Here is a 16,334-nt window from a genome sequence, read left to right on the forward strand (position 1 = left end):
GGACCGACGGAGCACAGCCGTCGCCGACGGACGACAGAGGGAGAGAGCGATGAGCGCAGTGGACCAAGGGGCGCAGGGAGCCGAGCGCACACTCGGCCAACTGGTCGCCTCGGCCACCGCCGAGATGTCCGCCCTGGTGCACGACGAGATCGCCCTCGCCAAGGTGGAGATCAAGCAGGACGTCAAGCGTGCGGGCATCGGCAGTGGCGCCGCCATCGTCGCGGGAGCGCTCTTGCTCTTCTCCCTCCCCGTACTGAGTTTCGCCGCGGCCTACGGCATCCATAACCTCGGGCTCGGGCTCGCCTGGTCCCTCCTCATCGTCGGCGGGGCGTTCTGGCTGCTCGCGGGCCTGGTCGGGCTGCTCGCCGTCGCGAAGTTCAAGAAGGTCAAGCCGCCGACGAAGACCATCGAATCGGTCAAGCAGACCGCGGCGCTCGTCGGGACCGTCAAGCCGCATCCGCGGCCGGTGAGTGACAAGGCCGTGGGTGTGGCACGCTCGTCTTCATGACAGTTCCCTCGCCGGACTCCAGCACTCCGCCCACTGCCGCCTCGGCGGTCAGGATCGACGTGCCCGGCGGGAGAGCGGTGACCCACCGGGACGTCGCGGCCAACGGGGCGCGGTTCCACGTCGCCGAACTCGGTGACGGGCCGCTGGTGCTCCTCCTGCACGGCTTCCCGCAGTTCTGGTGGACCTGGCGGCACCAGCTGGTGGCGCTCGCGGACGCCGGGTACCGGGCGGTCGCGATGGACCTGCGCGGCGTGGGTGGCAGCGACCGCACCCCGCGCGGCTACGACCCCGCCAACCTGGCGCTCGACATCACCGGGGTCGTACGGTCCCTCGGCGAGCCGGACGCCGCGCTGGTGGGGCACGACCTCGGCGGCTACCTCGCCTGGACCGCGGCCGTCATGCGGCCCAAGCTGGTGCGCCGCCTGGTGGTCTCGTCCATGCCGCACCCGCGCCGCTGGCGCTCGGCGATGCTGGCGGACTTCGGGCAGACCCGCGCCAGTTCGCACATCTGGGGCTTCCAGCGGCCGTTCATCCCCGAGCGGCAGCTGGTGGCCGACGACGGGGCGCTCGTCGCGCAGTTGATCCGTGACTGGTCGGGCCCGCGGCTGCGGGAGGACGGGGACGCCGACAACGAGCAGGCGCTGGCCGTGTACCGGCGGGCGATGTGCATCCCGTCCACCGCGCACTGCTCGATCGAGCCGTACCGCTGGATGATGCGGTCGATGGCCCGGCCGGACGGGCTGCAGTTCAACCGCCGGATGAAGCGGCCGGTACGGGTGCCGACGCTGCACCTGCACGGCTCGCTCGATCCGGTGATGCGTACGCGCAGTGCGGCCGGATCCGGGGAGTACGTCGAAGCCCCGTACCGCTGGCGGCTGTTCGACGGTCTGGGGCACTTCCCGCACGAGGAGGACCCGGTCGCCTTCTCCACCGAGCTGGTCAACTGGCTGAAGGACCCCGAGCCGGACCGCTGAGCGGCTCGGGGATCACTCGCGCGCCGATGTGACAAGCATTCAATTGCCTGGCGCATAGGCCAATTGGCCGCCTCCAACGCGATTACGGACCTTGGGGCCCGGGCACAGCTCGGAGTATGAGCTGGACGCACGACTACGGCGAGACCGCACACGAAGGCCGCTCGGCAGTGACGCCGGGCACCCACGAGAGGGCGGGCCGGGACGGCCACGACCCCCGACTCGGGATTCCGCGCATCCTGCGCCGCCGGGCCCGCTGGGTCTCGGCCAGGCTCCGGCACCAGCGCACGTAGAAGCGGCCGAGGCCGGGTGGCACCGGCCCGCACGGCCCGCGCCCCCCCTCCTCGCCCGTACGGCTCAGAGGGCGCAGCCCTGGCTGTCCACCCGCCGATCGGCGGTCTTCCCGATGCGGATGTCGTCGCGGACCTCGTCCGCCGTCAGGGCGTAGCCGGTGTTGGGGTCGTCGAGGGACTTCGCGAAGACGACCCCGTACACCTTGCCCTCGGGCGTGAGCAGCGGACCGCCGGAATTGCCCTGGCGGACCGTCGCGTACAGGGAGTAGACGTCGCGGCGGACGGTGCCCCGGTGGTAGATGTCCGGGCCGTTGGCGTTGATCCGACCGCGTACGCGCGCCGACCTGACGTCGTACGCGCCGTTCTCCGGGAAGCCGGCGACGATGGCGTCACTGCCGCTCGCCGCGTCCTTGTCGGTGAACTCCAGTGCGGGCGCCTTCAGCTTGGGCACGTCCAGGACGGCGATGTCGCGCTCCCAGTCGTAGAGCACGACCTTGCCGTCATACAGCTTGCCCTCGCCGCCGATCTGCACGGTCGGCTCGCCGACACCGCCGACGACATGCGCGTTGGTCATCACCTTGCCGGGCGCGAAGACGAAGCCCGTGCCCTCCAGCACCTTGCTGCAACCGGGCGCGGTGCCGACGACCTTCACGATCGAGCGCTTGGCCTGCTCGGCGACCGGGCTGCGGGCGAGCGCCGGGTCGGGAGCCTTGACCTCGGTGATGGGTTCGTTGGAGAACGGGCTGAAGACCTGCGGGAAGCCGTTCTGCGCCAGGGTGGAACTGAAGTCCGAGAACCAGGTGTTCGCCTGGGCCGGGAGGACCCGCGACACGCCGAGGAGGATTTTGGAGTTGCGGACTTCCTTGCCGAGCGTGGGCAGTGAGGTCCCGGCGAGCGCCGAACCGATCAGCCAGGCCACCAGCAGCATCGCGACCACGTTCACCAGGGCGCCGCCGGTCGCGTCGAGCGCGCGGGCCGGGGACCATGTGATGTGGCGTCGGACCCTGTTGCCCAGGTGGGTGGTGAGGGCCTGGCCGATCGAGGCGCAGATGATGATCACGACGACGGCGATGACGACGACCGTGGTCGACACCTGGGTGCCGTTGTCGGTCACCCGGTCCCAGATCAGGGGCAGCAGGGACACGGCGACGAGACCACCGCCGAGGAAGCCGATCACCGACAGGATGCCGACGACGAACCCCTGGCGGTAGCCGACGATCGCGAACCACACGGCCGCGAGCAGCAACAGGATGTCCAGCACGTTCACGTGGGCCACCGTCTCATGCGCGCCAGTCGAGCGGGACCTGACGTGATCGGTCCCACGGACGCTCCCAGCCGGCGAAGTGCAGGATCCGGTCGATCACCCCGGCGGTGAAGCCCCAGACCAGAGCCGATTCCACGGCGAAGGCCGGGCCCTGGTAGCCGCCCGGGTGGACGACGGTGACCCGGTGTTCGGGGTCCGTGAGATCGGCCACCGGGACCGTGAAGACGCGGGCCGTCTCGGCCGGGTCCACGGCGCCGAACGGGCTGGGGGCGCGCCACCAGCCCAGGACGGGGGTCACGACGAACTCGCTGACCGGGATGTAGAGGCGGGGCAGCACCCCGAAGAGCTGTACGCCGGCCGGGTCGAGGCCGGTCTCCTCCTCGGCCTCGCGCAGCGCGGCGCGCAGCGGGCCGGTGGTGTGCGGGTCGCCGTCCTCGGGGTCGAGCGCGCCGCCGGGGAAGGAGGTCTGGCCGGCGTGCGAACGCAGGCTCCCGGAGCGTTCCATGAGCAGCAGCTCGGGACCCCAGGGGCCCTCGCCGAAGAGGATCAGCACGGCGGACTGGCGGCCGCGGCCGTCCTCGGGCGGCAGGAACCGGCTGAGCTGGGTCGGCCGGACGGTCCGCGCGGCCTCCACGACGGGGTCGAGCCAGCCGGGCAGGCCGTCGCTGGTGACGGCCACACCACTGCCCTCCCGGGCTCCCGCCGTGGTCCCGTCCTGCGTACCGCGCGTCATAGGCACCCCTGTCCGCGTTCTTCTGCCAACACCGTCTCCCACACCGCCCAAACGCGGTCCGGGTACCGATTCGTTCCTGCGGCTTGCGGCCTGCGGCCCCTGCCTACGGCTGTGGGGGCGCCGCCTGCCCGCCCAGCGGCGGGGCCGGGAGACCCGGGTAGTCCGGGGGCGGGCTCAGGCGCTGGCCCGGCTGGCCGCCCTTCTCGTACTTCAGCAGCTTCTTCGCCTTCTCCGGGTCGGTTTCGCCCTCCCCGTACGCCGGGCAGAGCGGGGCGATCGCGCAGGCGCCGCACGCGGGCTTGCGCGCATGGCAGATCCGGCGGCCGTGGAAGACGACGCGGTGCGAGAGCATCGTCCACTCGCTCTTCGGGAAGATCCCGCAGATCTCCGCCTCGACCTTCTCCGGATCCTCCTGCTCGGTCCACTTCCAGCGGCGCACCAGCCGCCCGAAGTGGGTGTCCACGGTGATCCCCGGGACTCCGAAGGCATTGCCGAGGACGACATTGGCCGTCTTGCGGCCGACTCCGGGCAGGGTCACCAGGTCCTCGATCCGGCCCGGCACCTCGCCGCCGAAGTTGTCGCGCAGGGCCTGCGAGAGGCCGAGCAGGGCCTTGGACTTCGCCCGGAAGAACCCGGTCGGCCGGATGATCTCCTCCAGCGCCTCCGGGGCCGCCGCGGCCATGTCCTCGGGGGTCGGGTAGGCGGCGAAGAGGGCCGGGGTCGTCTGGTTCACCCGCAGGTCGGTGGTCTGCGCGGACAGGACGGTGGCGACCAGCAGCTCGAAGGGATTGCGGAAGTCGAGCTCCGGATGGGCGTACGGATAGATCTCGGCCAGTTCGCGGTTGATGCGGCGGGCCCGGCGGATCATCGCCAGACGGGATTCGGGCTTGGGCGCCTTGGCCGGAGCCCCGACGGGCACCATGGCCGCGGCGCCTTTCGCGGGTGGTTTCTTGGCTGAACCTTTGCCCTCGGGCGGCGGTGACACCTTCCCGGACACCTCCACGGGGGCTTGTTCGCCCACGGCTGAATTATGGGCCGCCGTTACTCCCGCGGACCCCTTGGCCTGTGCTCTCACCGGCTTGTTGGACACCCGGCCAGCCTAAGGCCGGCCGCTGACACCCGCCCGGACCTCAGGTAACACCACCCTGATTGGTCTCTCACCGCACAGCACACGCGTACGTCCGGCATCCTTAGTAGTGATTGATCGCACTGTTTGAGCCGTCCGGCAAAATGGGAGACCGGTCCCCTGAGCTGGTCGACATAGGAGAGAGACTCGTGGACGACGTTCTGCGGCGCGCCCCGCTCTTCGCGGCGCTCGATGACGAGCAGGCCGCGGAGCTCCGCGCCTCCATGGGCGAGGTGACCCTCGCACGCGGTGACGCCCTGTTCCACGAGGGCGACCCCGGCGACCGGCTGTATGTCGTGACCGAGGGGAAGGTGAAGCTCCACCGCACCTCCCCCGACGGCCGCGAGAACATGCTTGCCGTCCTCGGCCCCGGCGAGCTGATCGGCGAGCTGTCGCTCTTCGACCCGGGCCCGCGCACCGCCACCGCCACCGCCCTCACCGAGGTCAAGCTGCTCGGCCTCGGCCACGGCGACCTCCAGCCGTGGCTCAACGCCCGGCCCGAGGTGGCCACCGCCCTGCTGCGCGCCGTCGCCCGGCGCCTGCGCAAGACCAACGACCAGATGTCCGACCTGGTCTTCTCCGACGTGCCGGGCCGCGTGGCCCGGGCGCTCCTGGACCTGTCGCGCCGCTTCGGCGTGCAGTCCGAGGAGGGCATCCACGTCGTGCACGACCTGACGCAGGAGGAGCTGGCCCAGCTCGTCGGCGCGTCGCGCGAGACCGTGAACAAGGCCCTGGCCGACTTCGCGGGGCGCGGCTGGCTCCGCCTGGAGGCCCGTGCCGTGATCCTGCTGGACGTGGAGCGGCTGGCCAAGCGGTCGCGCTGACGCCCTCGGCTTCGGCTTCGTGAAGGCCCCGCCCGTACCCCGGGCGGGGCCTTCGCGTGTCCGGGCGCGGCACCTCTGCGGGGCTCCGCCCCCGGACCCCCGCGCCTCGAACGCCGGCGAGGCTGATTTTCGCCAGGCGGCCAGGCACAGTGGGCCCATGGAGCGCAGAGGGCTGGACGCGTACGGGTACTTCGAGCGCGAGGGGTCCCTCGGGCGGATCCAGCCGGAGTTCGCGCCCGTCGTCGCGGCCGCACGGGAGCGGATCGGTGAGGCGTACGGGCGGCGGCTGCACAGCGCGTACCTGTACGGGTCCCTGCCGCGCGGCGCCGCCCGGCCCGGGCGGTCCGACCTCGACCTGCTGCTCGCCCTGCACCACGAGCCCGGCGACCAGGACCGGGACACCGCGGAGGTGCTGGGGCGCGGGCTCGGCCAGGACTTCGCCGAGATCGACGGAGTGGGCGTCTTGCTGTACGGCAAGGACCGTCTGCTGAGCGAGCAGGAACGTTACGACCTGGGTTGGTTCCTGGCCTGCCTGTGCACCCCGCTGCTCGGGGCCGACCTGGCCGAGCACCTGCCCCGGTACCGTCCGGACAGCCTCCTCGCCCGCGAGACCAACGGCGACCTCGCCGCGCTGCTCCCGCGCTGGCGGGCCAGGGCGGCTGCCGCGGCGACACCCGAGGAGCACCGCACGCTCGGCCGGGCCTTCGCGCGGCGCCTGGTGCGGACCGGGTTCACCCTCGTCATGCCCCGGTGGGGCGGCTGGACCAGCGATCTGTCCGAGTCCGCGGAGATCTTCGGCTCGTACTACCCCGAGCGCGCCGCGCAGATGCGGGCCGCGGCCGCCGTGGCACTGGAGCCGGTCGCCGACCCGGCCGTCCTGCACGCGTACACCGAGGACCTCGGGCCGTGGCTCGCGGACGAGTACACCGCCCGGCACGGGACGAAGACGCCCCGGGGCTAGTGCTGTGGCCGGAAAGGTTTGCCGGGTCGCGGTGTCCGGTGCGGTGCATCGCAAGGCGGAGGACCGCGTCTCGTACTGGACGTACTTGCGCGGTCCGACAACACGGCGAGGTGCCGTACCGGGCGCCGCGACGCGGTGAACCTTTCCGGTCACAGCACTGCCCCGGGTCACTCCACCGGGCCACCGGGGATCAGGCCGTGCTCGCGCAGGTACTCCAGCTGCGCCCGTACGGACCACTCCGCCGCCGGCCACAGCGAGCGGTCCACGTCCGCGTAGACCTGGGCGACGACCGCCTCGGGGGTGGCGAAACCGTTCTCCACCGCCGTCTCCACCTGGGCGAGGCGGTGGGCGCGGTGGGCCAGGTAGAACTCGACCGCGCCCTGGGCGTCGTCCAAGACGGGCCCGTGGCCCGGGAGCACCGTGTGGACCCCGTCGTCGACGGCGAGCGAGCGCAGCCGGCGCAGCGAGTCGAGGTAGTCGCCGAGGCGCCCGTCGGGGTGGGCCACGACGGTGGTGCCGCGGCCCAGGATCGTGTCGCCGGTCAGGACGGCCCGGTCGGCCGGCAGGTGGAAGCAGAGCGAGTCGGCGGTGTGGCCCGGGGTGGAGACCACGCGCAGTTCCAGACCGCCGGTGCGGATCACGGCCCCGGCGGCCAGTCCCTCGTCGCCCAGGCGCAGGGCGGGGTCGAGGGCGCGGACCTTCGTACGGGTCAGCTCGGCGAAGCGGGCGGCGCCCTCGGCATGGTCGGGGTGGCCGTGGGTGAGGAGGGTCAGGGCGACCCGCTTGCCGGCCTCCTCGGCGGCGGCGATGACGGCACGCAGGTGCGTCTCGTCCAGCGGGCCGGGGTCGACGACGACGGCCAGGTCGGAGCCCGGCTCGGAGAGCAGCCAGGTGTTGGTGCCGTCCAAGGTCATCGCGGAGGCGTTCGGGGCCAGGATGTTGACCGCGCGAGCGGTGGCGGGCCCGGAGACGACCACTCCGCGGGGCTGGCCCGGCAGGGCGGCGGCATCGGTCATGCGGGGCCTCCCGGGCGCACTCGCTTGGTGAACTCGTCGTGCCCCGGCCAGCTCAGCACCAGCTCGCCGTCCTCCAGCGCGGCCTGGGCGAGAACGGGAGCCAGGTCCTGCCCGGCGGCCGCGGCGAGTGCGTCGGAGGCGCCCGCGTACGGCTCCAGGGAGCGCAGGGTGGAGATGGTCGGCGGCATCATCAGCAGCTCGCCCTTGTCGTAGCCGGCGGCGGCGTCCGCGGGGCGGATCCAGACGGTCCGGTCGGCCTCGGTGGAGGCGTTGCGGGTGCGCTGGCCCTCGGGGAGGGCGGCGACGAAGAACCAGGTGTCGTAGCGGCGCGGCTCGAACTCCGGGGTGATCCACCGGGCCCACGCGCCGAGCAGGTCGGAACGCAGCAGGAGGCCGCGGCGGTCGAGGAACTCGGCGAAGGACAGCTCGCGGGCGACGAGGGAGCGGCGGTCGGCCTCCCAGTCCTCGGCGGTGGTGTCGCCGACGACGGTGTCCGCGGTCTCGCCGGCGAGCAGGACGCCGGACTCCTCGAAGGTCTCGCGGACGGCACCGCAGACGATCGCCTGGGCGGACGCGGCGTCGGTGCCGAGGCGGGCGGCCCAGACGTCCAGGCTCGGGCCCGCCCAGCCGATGCGGTGGTCCTCGTCGCGGGGGTCGACCCCGCCGCCGGGGTAGGCGTACGCGCCGCCGGCGAAGGCCATGGAGGCGCGGCGGCGCAGCATGTGCACGGCGGGGCCGGCGGGCGTGTCGCGGAGCAGCATGACGGTCGCGGCGCGCCTGGGCGGGACGGGGGTGAGGGTGCCGTCGGCGAGCGCGCGGATGCGGTCCGGCCACTCCGGCGGGTACCACTGCCCTCCGGGGGTGGCGGGGTCCTGGGGCGGCTGGCGTTCCTGACCATTCGGCATGGCCGGATGCTACGGCCATCCGGCCCGATGTTCGAGGGCCCCCGGCGGCGCAGTCCCCGCGCGGCGGGGGACCTGGGGCTGCGCCCCAGACCCCGCGCCTCACACGCCGGCGAGGCTGATTTTTGGCTGATGCCGCCTCTTGGCCGGATGTCGCGAGCGGTCGGAGGTCAGGCGTCCGGGGTCAGTTCGACCTGGAGCTCGACCTCGACCGGGGCGTCCAGCGGCAGAACCGCCACGCCGACCGCGCTGCGGGCGTGGACGCCCTTCTCGCCGAGCACCTGGCCCAGCAGCTCGCTCGCGCCGTTCAGCACGCCCGGCTGGCCCGTGAAGTCGGGGGCCGAGGCGACGAAGCCGACGACCTTCACGACACGCGCGATCTTGTCGAGATCGCCGATCACCGACTTCACCGCGGCCAGGGCGTTCAGCGCGCACACGGCCGCAAGCTCCTTGGCCTGCTCCGCCGAGACCTCCGCGCCGACCTTGCCGGTGACCGGCATGCTGCCCTTGACCATCGGGAGCTGGCCCGCGGTGTACACGTACGCGCCCGACCGCACGGCCGGCTGGTACGCGGCCAGCGGCGGGACGACCTCGGGCAGGGTCAGGCCGAGCTCGGCCAGCTTCGCTTCGACGGCGCCGCTCATGCCTTCTCCCGCTTGAGGTAGGCCACCAGCTGCTCGGGGTTGTTCGGCCCGGGCACGACCTGGACGAGCTCCCAGCCGTCCTCGCCCCAGGTGTCCAGGATCTGCTTGGTGGCGTGGACCAGCAGCGGGACCGTCGCGTATTCGAACTTCTTGGTCATGGGAGCGAGCGTAGTGCCTGCCGTGCGGGCCCCCGCCACCACCGCCGTCGCCCCGGAGGAATTAGGCTCGGGCGCTGTGAGCAGGCTCCAGGTGGTCAGCGGCAAGGGCGGCACCGGCAAGACCACGGTCGCCGCGGCACTCGCGCTCGCCCTCGCACGCGAGGGCAGGCGGACTCTTCTGGTGGAGGTCGAGGGCAGGCAGGGGATCGCACAGCTCTTCGGTGCGGAGGCGCTCCCGTACGAGGAACGGAAGATCGCCGTCGCCTCGGGCGGCGGTGAGGTGTTCGCGCTCGCCATCGACGCGGAGCGGGCGCTGCTCGACTACCTCCAGATGTTCTACAAGCTCGGCTCGGCCGGCCGCGCGCTCAAGAAGCTCGGCGCCATCGACTTCGCCACGACCATCGCGCCGGGGCTGCGGGACGTGCTGCTGACCGGCAAGGCGTGCGAGGCGGTACGGCGCAAGGACAAGGCCGGCCGGTACGTCTACGACCACGTGGTCATGGACGCCCCGCCGACCGGGCGGATCACCCGGTTCCTGAACGTCAACGACGAGGTGGCGGGGCTGGCCCGGTTCGGGCCGATCCACAACCAGGCGCAGTCCGTCATGCAGGTGCTGAAGTCCCCCGACACCGCGGTCCACCTGGTCACGCTGCTCGAGGAGATGCCCGTACAGGAGACCGCCGACGGGATCGCGGAGCTGCGCGGGGCGGGGCTGCCCGTGGGGCGGGTCGTCGTGAACATGGTCCGGCCGCACCACCTCGACGAGGACGCCCTGCGCGCCGCGGCCGGCGAGCACCGCGCCGACGTGGCCAAGGCGCTGTCCCGGGCCGGCCTCGGCGGCGCCCGGCGCGGCGGGCTGGCCGAGCGGCTGGTGGACCCGCTGCTCACCCAGGCCGTCGAGCACGCGAGCAGGGTCGAGCTGGAGCGCGCGCAGCGCACCGTACTGGAGGGGCTGGACGTGCCGGCGTACGAACTCCCCCTGCTGGGCACGGGGATGGATCTGGCCGGGCTCTACGGGCTGGCCACGGAGCTGCGGAAGCAGGTGGGCGACGCATGACCGAGAGGGTGCCGGGCGCGACCGGACTCGAAGACCCGCCGCGGCTCGGGGTCGACCGGCTGCTGGACGATCCCGGGACGCGGATCATCGTGTGCTGCGGCGCGGGCGGGGTCGGCAAGACCACCACCGCGGCGGCCCTCGGGGTACGAGCGGCGGAGCGCGGGCGCAAGGCGGTGGTGCTCACCATCGACCCGGCGCGCAGGCTCGCCCAGTCCATGGGGATCGACTCGCTCGACAACACCCCGCGCCGGGTCGCGGGGGTGGGGAGCGACGGCGAACTGCACGCCATGATGCTGGACATGAAGCGGACCTTCGACGAGATCGTGGAGGCGCACGCGGACGGCGAGCGGGCCGAGGCCATCCTCGCCAACCCCTTCTACCAGTCCCTGTCGGCCGGTTTCGCGGGCACGCAGGAGTACATGGCGATGGAGAAGCTGGGCCAGCTGCGGGCCCGGGACGACTGGGACCTGATCATCGTGGACACGCCGCCGAGCCGGTCCGCGCTGGACTTCCTTGACGCGCCGAAGCGCCTCGGGTCGTTCCTGGACGGGAAGTTCATCCGGGTGCTGATGGCTCCGGCGAAGGTGGGCGGCCGGGCGGGGATGAAGTTCCTCAATGTCGGCATGTCGATGATGACGGGCACGCTCAGCAAGCTGATGGGCGCCTCGCTGCTGAAGGACGTGCAGACCTTCGTGGCCGCCATGGACACGATGTTCGGCGGTTTCCGCACGCGCGCCGACGCGACCTTCCGGCTGCTGCAGGCTCCCGGTACGGCCTTCCTCGTGGTGGCGGCGCCCGAACCGGACGCCCTGCGCGAGGCGGCGTACTTCGTGGACCGGCTGGCCGCGGAGCGGATGCCGCTGGCCGGGCTGGTGCTCAACCGGGTGCACGGCAGCGGGGCCGACCAGCTGTCCGCGGAGCGGGCGTTGGCGGCCGCAGAAAATCTTGAAGAAGGCGGCATTGTCGATCAGGAGTCCGGGAAAGCTGGACTTCGTGACTTCGCCGACGACGGCTCCCCCGACGTGGACGAGATCACGGCAGGGCTGTTGCGCCTGCATGCCGAGCGCATGCAGGTGATCTCGCGTGAACAGCGCACGCGCGATCGGTTCACCTCGTTGCACCCCGAGGTGGCGGTGGCCGAAGTGGCCGCCCTGCCCGGCGATGTACACGACCTCGCCGGGCTGCGGGCCATCGGAGAGCGACTCGCGGCCGGGGTTCCGGCCGGAGCGTGAGCGTTCGTACCGTAGGTGCGCGTCCGGGTGATCTACCCGGCCGCCGCGTACGTCTCGTACGGAACGTCGATCTCCGCATCGACATCCCCGGTGAGGATGCCCGTACTGCGCTCGTACTCCGTGCGGGCGGTCTCGAGCAATCGCCGCCACGAGGTGACGGTGGGACGCCGGCGCAACAGCGCACGTCGTTCCCGCTCGGTCATTCCGCCCCATACTCCGAACTCGACACGATTGTCGAGCGCGTCGGCCAGGCACTCGGTCCGCACCGGACATCCGGTGCACACCGCCTTGGCCCTGTTCTGTGCCGCTCCTTGAACGAACAGTTCATCCGGATCGGTAGTGCGGCAGGCTGCCTGCGCACTCCAGTCGGTAACCCAGCCCATCCCGGCGCCGTCCTCTCCCGAATCGAGGCTCCCCCACGGCGGTAGCGGCATATTCACCGCTGCCAGTTGAGGACGTTACGGAAGGTGGGCACAGTGCAACACCCCCGACGGGCCCAGTCTTGAATGGTCCGAACGGACTATGGGTAAGCGGCAGATCACCCGACGGAGTGATCCGGCGACATGCCCGACCATTCCGGCAATTCGGGTGGAATCGGCGGATCGCCCGGCCAGCAGGGGGCGAGATTCGGACATGAGTCCCACCCATTCGGGAAGGGTGAAAATCAAGCCGAGGGGTTGATGTCGCCCCGCACTGCTGTGACAGTTGGGGACAGCTTAGGCCAAGGCATTCGCGTGTGTCCGGTGAATGAGAACGTAGGCTGCCCTCCATGGGAAAGAAGCGCTCGGGCGGCGGGCTCACGGGGCCACAGCAGGCCGCCAAGTTCCTCGGGGTGTCCGTTCTCTCCGGGGTCGTACTTGCGGGTATCGCGATCCCGGGCGCCGGCGCCCTGGGACTCGCGGCCAAGGGAACCGTCGAGGGATTCGACGAGATCCCGGCCAATCTCAAGACGCCGCCGCTGAGCCAGCGCACCACGATTCTGGACTCCGAGGGTGGCTTGATCGCCACCGTCTATTCACGTGACCGGCAGGTGGTTCCGCTCACGGCCATCTCCCCGTACATGCAGAAGGCAATCGTCGCGATCGAGGATTCTCGTTTCTACGAGCACGGCGCGGTCGACCTCAAGGGCATCCTGCGCGCGGTCAATCAGAACGCGCAGGAGGGCGGCGCCGCGCAGGGCGCGTCGACGCTCACGCAGCAGTACGTGAAGAACGTCTTCGTCGAAGAAGCGGGCGACGACGAGACCAAGGTGCGCGAAGCACAGGTGAAGAGCCTCGGCCGCAAGATCCGCGAACTGAAGTACGCGATCCAGGTCGAGGAGGAGCTCGGGAAGAAGAAGATCCTCGAGAACTACCTCAACATCACGTACTTCGGCCAGCAGGCGTACGGAATCGAATCCGCCGCGCAGCGCTACTTCAGCAAGCCGGCCAAGGACCTGACCCTGGAGGAGTCGGCGCTGCTGGCGGGAGTCGTGCAGTCGCCGAGCCGGTTCGACCCGGTGAACGACGCGGCGGAGGCGATGAAGCGCCGCAACACCGTCCTCCAGCGGATGATCGACATGAAGGACATCACCGAGGCCGAGGGCGAGGCCGCGAAGGCCAAGCCCGTCCAGCTGAAGGTGACCAAGCCCAGGAACGGCTGCATCACCGCCGTCAAGGGCGCGGGCTTCTTCTGCGACTACGTCCGCAACACCTTCCTGACCGACCCGGTCTTCGGCAACACGCGCGAGGAGCGGGCGAAGGTCTGGAACCAGGGCGGCCTGACGGTACGCACCACCCTCGACCCGCAGTCGCAGGACGCGACGAACGAGTCGATCAAGGACCACGTCGACCAGGACGACAAGGTCGCCACCGCCGTCACCCTGCTCCAGCCGGGCACCGGCCGGGTCCTCGCGATGGGCCAGTCCAAGCCGTACGGCTTCGGGAAGAACGAGACCCAGATCAACTTCTCGGTGGACAAGCAGATGGGCGGGTCGAACTTCGGCTTCCCCACCGGCTCGACCTTCAAGCCGTTCGTCGCGGCGTCCGCCCTGGAGCGCGGCCTGCCGGCGACGCAGGTGTACACCACCCCGCAGGAGATGGAGTACCCGAGCCCGGTGCAGACCTGCGGCGACAAGCCGTGGATCAACACGGAGCACGCACGGGTGCCCAACGAGTCGGAGGACGAGTTCGGCGCGTTCGGGATGAAGGAGGCGATGGCCAAGTCGGTCAACACCTACTTCGTGCAGATGATCTCGGAGACCGGGATCTGTCCCGTGACCCAGATGACCAACAAGCTCCGGGTGATCCCCGCCGACGGCACCAAGCTGCCCGAGGTCCCGGCCATCGCGCTCGGCACCGAGGGCATGTCCCCGCTGACCATGGCCAACGCGTACGCGACCTTCGCCAACCGGGGCGTGTACTGCACGCCCGTCGCCATAGAGTCCATCACCGACTCGCACGGCAAGGCACTGACGGTCCCCAAGTCGAGTTGCGAACGCGTGATGTCGCAGAAGACCGCCGACACCGTCAACACGCTGCTGCTCGGCGTGGTCGACTCCGGTACGGGTACGGCCGCGGGCCTGACCGACCGGCAGAACGCGGGCAAGACCGGCACCACCGACAGCCGCTTCAACGCCTGGTTCGTCGGATACACCCCGAACATGGCCGGCGCGACCTGGGTCGGCTCGGGCGGCTCCAAGCAGGTCTCGATGGAGCGCATCACCATCGGCGGCCAGTACTACGAGAAGGTCTACGGCGGCGGACTGCCCGGCCCGATCTGGAAGCAGGCGATCTCGGGCGCGCTCTCGGGCCGCGAGGCGCCCGGCTTCAACACCGTCAGCATCGCCGACACCCCGTCGGGCAACGGCAACGGCGGCGGCAACGGCGGCGGCCGGCCCAACCCGAACCCCAACCCGAACAAGACCGGCAAGCCCGGGAAGCCGGGCGGCGACGGCAAGCCCGGCGACGGACGCCCCGGCGGGCAGACGGTCGCCGGAGCCACGGGCGGCAACCCGGGCGGCGCCACCGGCGGCGGCAACCCGGGCAACCCGTTCCCCGGGATCAGCCTGGAGCCCGGCCTGATCGGCGGCCGCGACTAGCGGGCGCGGAACGCGAACAGCAGGAAACAGGGAGGGCCCCGCCGGATCGGATCCGGCGGGGCCCTCCCTCTTGGACGTCCAGTGATGGGGCCGACGTCTACGTGAGGGCCTTCTTCACGGAGGCGGCGATGCGGCCGCCCTCCGCCAGGCCGGCGACCTTCGGGCCCACGATCTTCATGACGGCGCCGATGGCCCGCGGCCCCTCGGCGCCCGCGGCCCTGGCCTCCGCGACGGCCTGCGCCACGATCGCGTCGAGCTCGTCGTCGCCGAGCTGCTTGGGCAGGTAGGTGTCGAGGAACTCGCCCTCCGCGGTCTCCCGCGCGGCCTGCTCCGGACGGCCGCCCTTGGCGAAGGCTTCCGCGGCCTCGCGGCGCTTCTTCGCCTCCTTGGTGATCACCTTGAGGACCTCGTCGTCGGAGAGGACGCGCGCCTCCTTGCCCGCGACCTCCGCATTGGTGATGGCGGAGAGGGTCAGTCGCAGCGTGGACGAGTGCAGCTCGTCACGCGCCCTGATGGCGGCGGTGAGGTCTTCCTGGAGCTTGGCCTTGAGCGTGGTCATGCCCCGAGTCTGCCAGGTACGGGGCCTGTGGCGCCCGCCGGTTTTCCCGGTCTGCGACGATGGGGGCATGCGTGCGCGTTACGGAGTACCCCTGAAGGTCACCGCCTCCATCGCGGCGGTGGGGGCCGCGGGTGTGGCCTATGCCGCCGGTTTCGAGGCGCGGTCCTTCCGCCTGCGCCGGGTGACGGTGCCCGTGCTCCCGCGGGGGATGCGCCCGCTGCGGGTACTGCAGGTCTCGGACATCCACATGGTCGGCGGGCAGCGCAAGAAGCGCGCCTGGCTACAGTCCCTGGCCGGCCTGCGCCCGGACTTCGTCGTCAACACCGGCGACAACCTCTCCGACACGGAGGGTGTGCCCGAGGTGCTGGACGCCCTCGGTCCGCTGATGGAGTTCCCCGGGGTGTACGTCTTCGGGTCGAACGACTACTACGGGCCGCGGCTGCGCAATCCCGGGCGCTACCTGATCGAGAAGGTGCAGGGTCGGCACGGGCTGAACGGCAACAAGCCGGTCGTCGGCGCCGTCCACAACCCGTGGGAGGAGATGCGCGACGCCTTCGACGCGGCGGGCTGGCACAACCTCACCAACACACGGGCGCGGCTCAAGCTGGACGGGCTGGACCTCGCCTTCACCGGCCTGGACGACCCGCACATCAAGCGCGACCGCTACGAGCAGGTCGCGGGCGGTCCGGACACCGGCGCGGACTTCTCGATCGCCGTCGTGCACGCCCCGTACCTGCGCACGCTGGAGTCCTTCACGGCCGACGGCTACCCGTTGATCCTCGCGGGGCACACGCACGGCGGGCAGTTGTGCATCCCCTTCTACGGGGCGCTGGTGACCAACTGCGACCTGGACGCCGAACGGGTGAAGGGCCTGTCGACGCACGAGAGCGCCGGCCACCGCGCGTACCTGCACGTGTCGGCGGGCTGCGGCACCAACCGCTTCACCCCGGTGCGGTTCGCGTGCCCGCCCGAGGCGACACTCCTGACGCTGACACCCAAGGCGTGAC

General features: G+C 71.4%; 18 protein-coding genes. 9 read left to right on the forward strand and 9 right to left on the reverse strand.

The annotated features are described in order from the left end of the window. Window positions 1-49 precede the first annotated feature (49 nt). From ACFWBF_RS04475 to ACFWBF_RS04485, 3 genes are all read left to right on the forward strand, one after another. Entirely contained in the window at window positions 50-508 is a 459-nt protein-coding gene (locus tag ACFWBF_RS04475) for a phage holin family protein (RefSeq protein ID WP_385595018.1), read from the forward strand. After that, the gene (locus tag ACFWBF_RS04480) at window positions 505-1,482 is read left to right on the forward strand and encodes an alpha/beta fold hydrolase (protein WP_385595022.1); all 978 of its coding nucleotides are present in this window, start codon (window positions 505-507) and stop codon (window positions 1,480-1,482) included. Before ACFWBF_RS04475 ends, ACFWBF_RS04480 begins: the two co-directional genes overlap by 4 nt. A 116-nt stretch (window positions 1,483-1,598) precedes the next feature. Further along, window positions 1,599-1,772, forward strand: a complete 174-nt coding sequence (locus ACFWBF_RS04485) for a hypothetical protein (RefSeq protein WP_385595025.1) — start codon at window positions 1,599-1,601, stop codon at window positions 1,770-1,772. Window positions 1,773-1,836: 64 nt separating this feature from the next. Here ACFWBF_RS04485 and ACFWBF_RS04490 read toward each other — a convergent pair whose 3' ends face one another. From ACFWBF_RS04490 to nth, 3 genes are all read right to left on the reverse strand, one after another. Beyond that, window positions 1,837-3,039, reverse strand: a complete 1,203-nt coding sequence (locus ACFWBF_RS04490) for a MarP family serine protease (RefSeq protein ID WP_385595028.1) — start codon at window positions 3,037-3,039, stop codon at window positions 1,837-1,839. Window positions 3,040-3,052: 13 nt separating this feature from the next. Then, a complete protein-coding gene (locus ACFWBF_RS04495) occupies window positions 3,053-3,769 on the reverse strand; it encodes an NUDIX hydrolase (RefSeq protein WP_385595031.1) in 717 nt (238 codons plus the stop codon). A 103-nt stretch (window positions 3,770-3,872) separates the two neighbouring features. Further along, on the reverse strand, window positions 3,873-4,691 hold the full coding sequence (gene nth, locus ACFWBF_RS04500; RefSeq protein ID WP_385595034.1) for an endonuclease III: 819 nt from the start codon (window positions 4,689-4,691) through the stop codon (window positions 3,873-3,875). A 353-nt stretch (window positions 4,692-5,044) separates the two neighbouring features. Between nth and ACFWBF_RS04505 the strand changes: the two genes are divergently transcribed. Both ACFWBF_RS04505 and ACFWBF_RS04510 read left to right on the forward strand, forming a co-directional pair. Beyond that, window positions 5,045-5,719 carry a Crp/Fnr family transcriptional regulator gene (locus ACFWBF_RS04505; RefSeq protein ID WP_003981529.1) on the forward strand — a complete coding sequence of 225 codons (675 nt, stop codon included), beginning with the start codon at window positions 5,045-5,047 and terminating at the stop codon, window positions 5,717-5,719. 157 nt (window positions 5,720-5,876) lie between these two features. Continuing rightward, entirely contained in the window at window positions 5,877-6,680 is an 804-nt protein-coding gene (locus tag ACFWBF_RS04510; protein WP_385595036.1) for a nucleotidyltransferase, read from the forward strand. A 167-nt stretch (window positions 6,681-6,847) separates the two neighbouring features. On the opposite strand, the gene ACFWBF_RS04515 is transcribed toward ACFWBF_RS04510, so the two are convergent. The 4 genes from ACFWBF_RS04515 to ACFWBF_RS04530 all read right to left on the reverse strand — a co-directional run bounded on the left by ACFWBF_RS04515 (window position 6,848) and on the right by ACFWBF_RS04530 (window position 9,400). Beyond that, the gene (locus ACFWBF_RS04515) at window positions 6,848-7,696 is read right to left on the reverse strand and encodes an MBL fold metallo-hydrolase (protein WP_385595039.1); all 849 of its coding nucleotides are present in this window, start codon (window positions 7,694-7,696) and stop codon (window positions 6,848-6,850) included. Then, on the reverse strand, window positions 7,693-8,601 hold the full coding sequence (locus ACFWBF_RS04520) for an NUDIX hydrolase (protein ID WP_385595042.1): 909 nt from the start codon (window positions 8,599-8,601) through the stop codon (window positions 7,693-7,695). Before ACFWBF_RS04520 ends, ACFWBF_RS04515 begins: the two co-directional genes overlap by 4 nt. A 167-nt stretch (window positions 8,602-8,768) precedes the next feature. Continuing rightward, window positions 8,769-9,242 (reverse strand): RidA family protein, encoded by a 474-nt coding sequence (locus tag ACFWBF_RS04525; RefSeq protein ID WP_385595045.1) that lies wholly within the window; start codon window positions 9,240-9,242, stop codon window positions 8,769-8,771. Further along, complete coding sequence (locus tag ACFWBF_RS04530; protein ID WP_007264966.1) at window positions 9,239-9,400, reverse strand: DUF4177 domain-containing protein; 162 nt, start codon at window positions 9,398-9,400, stop codon at window positions 9,239-9,241. The genes ACFWBF_RS04525 and ACFWBF_RS04530 overlap by 4 nt, the downstream gene beginning before the upstream one ends. 76 nt (window positions 9,401-9,476) lie before the next feature. On the opposite strand from ACFWBF_RS04530, the gene ACFWBF_RS04535 reads away from it, so the two are divergent. Together ACFWBF_RS04535 and ACFWBF_RS04540 are read left to right on the forward strand one after the other, a co-directional pair. Beyond that, entirely contained in the window at window positions 9,477-10,457 is a 981-nt protein-coding gene (locus ACFWBF_RS04535) for an ArsA family ATPase (RefSeq protein ID WP_385595258.1), read from the forward strand. Further along, window positions 10,454-11,689, forward strand: a complete 1,236-nt coding sequence (locus ACFWBF_RS04540; RefSeq protein WP_385595048.1) for an ArsA family ATPase — start codon at window positions 10,454-10,456, stop codon at window positions 11,687-11,689. Before ACFWBF_RS04535 ends, ACFWBF_RS04540 begins: the two co-directional genes overlap by 4 nt. 32 nt (window positions 11,690-11,721) lie before the next feature. Here ACFWBF_RS04540 and ACFWBF_RS04545 read toward each other — a convergent pair whose 3' ends face one another. Next, window positions 11,722-12,072: a WhiB family transcriptional regulator gene (locus tag ACFWBF_RS04545; protein WP_385595262.1), complete on the reverse strand. Its 351-nt coding sequence runs from the start codon at window positions 12,070-12,072 to the stop codon at window positions 11,722-11,724. 386 nt (window positions 12,073-12,458) lie between these two features. Between ACFWBF_RS04545 and ACFWBF_RS04550 the strand changes: the two genes are divergently transcribed. Next, window positions 12,459-14,768: a transglycosylase domain-containing protein gene (locus tag ACFWBF_RS04550; protein WP_385595051.1), complete on the forward strand. Its 2,310-nt coding sequence runs from the start codon at window positions 12,459-12,461 to the stop codon at window positions 14,766-14,768. Between the two features lie 97 nt (window positions 14,769-14,865). Here ACFWBF_RS04550 and ACFWBF_RS04555 read toward each other — a convergent pair whose 3' ends face one another. Continuing rightward, on the reverse strand, window positions 14,866-15,327 hold the full coding sequence (locus tag ACFWBF_RS04555) for a GatB/YqeY domain-containing protein (RefSeq protein ID WP_385595054.1): 462 nt from the start codon (window positions 15,325-15,327) through the stop codon (window positions 14,866-14,868). A 67-nt stretch (window positions 15,328-15,394) separates the two neighbouring features. Here ACFWBF_RS04555 and ACFWBF_RS04560 point away from each other — a divergent pair, with 67 nt between their 5' ends. Further along, the gene (locus tag ACFWBF_RS04560; RefSeq protein ID WP_385595057.1) at window positions 15,395-16,333 is read left to right on the forward strand and encodes a metallophosphoesterase; all 939 of its coding nucleotides are present in this window, start codon (window positions 15,395-15,397) and stop codon (window positions 16,331-16,333) included. The last annotated feature ends 1 nt before the right edge of the window (window position 16,334 follow it).

The sequence above is a fragment of the Streptomyces sp. NPDC060028 genome (assembly GCF_042736725.1).
In the GTDB taxonomy this organism is placed as follows: domain Bacteria; phylum Actinomycetota; class Actinomycetes; order Streptomycetales; family Streptomycetaceae; genus Streptomyces.

Coding starts and splice junctions, on each gene's coding strand:
- ACFWBF_RS04495 (WP_385595031.1), bottom strand. CDS start 3,769: ATGACGCGCGGTACGCAGGACGGGACCACGGCGGGAGCCCGGGAGGGC.
- ACFWBF_RS04480 (WP_385595022.1), top strand. CDS start 505: ATGACAGTTCCCTCGCCGGACTCCAGCACTCCGCCCACTGCCGCCTCG.
- ACFWBF_RS04520 (WP_385595042.1), bottom strand. CDS start 8,601: ATGCCGAATGGTCAGGAACGCCAGCCGCCCCAGGACCCCGCCACCCCC.
- ACFWBF_RS04515 (WP_385595039.1), bottom strand. CDS start 7,696: ATGACCGATGCCGCCGCCCTGCCGGGCCAGCCCCGCGGAGTGGTCGTC.
- ACFWBF_RS04485 (WP_385595025.1), top strand. CDS start 1,599: ATGAGCTGGACGCACGACTACGGCGAGACCGCACACGAAGGCCGCTCG.
- ACFWBF_RS04555 (WP_385595054.1), bottom strand. CDS start 15,327: ATGACCACGCTCAAGGCCAAGCTCCAGGAAGACCTCACCGCCGCCATC.
- ACFWBF_RS04475 (WP_385595018.1), top strand. CDS start 50: ATGAGCGCAGTGGACCAAGGGGCGCAGGGAGCCGAGCGCACACTCGGC.
- ACFWBF_RS04510 (WP_385595036.1), top strand. CDS start 5,877: ATGGAGCGCAGAGGGCTGGACGCGTACGGGTACTTCGAGCGCGAGGGG.
- ACFWBF_RS04560 (WP_385595057.1), top strand. CDS start 15,395: ATGCGTGCGCGTTACGGAGTACCCCTGAAGGTCACCGCCTCCATCGCG.
- ACFWBF_RS04530 (WP_007264966.1), bottom strand. CDS start 9,400: ATGACCAAGAAGTTCGAATACGCGACGGTCCCGCTGCTGGTCCACGCC.
- ACFWBF_RS04545 (WP_385595262.1), bottom strand. CDS start 12,072: ATGGGCTGGGTTACCGACTGGAGTGCGCAGGCAGCCTGCCGCACTACC.
- ACFWBF_RS04550 (WP_385595051.1), top strand. CDS start 12,459: ATGGGAAAGAAGCGCTCGGGCGGCGGGCTCACGGGGCCACAGCAGGCC.
- nth (WP_385595034.1), bottom strand. CDS start 4,691: ATGGTGCCCGTCGGGGCTCCGGCCAAGGCGCCCAAGCCCGAATCCCGT.
- ACFWBF_RS04525 (WP_385595045.1), bottom strand. CDS start 9,242: ATGAGCGGCGCCGTCGAAGCGAAGCTGGCCGAGCTCGGCCTGACCCTG.
- ACFWBF_RS04540 (WP_385595048.1), top strand. CDS start 10,454: ATGACCGAGAGGGTGCCGGGCGCGACCGGACTCGAAGACCCGCCGCGG.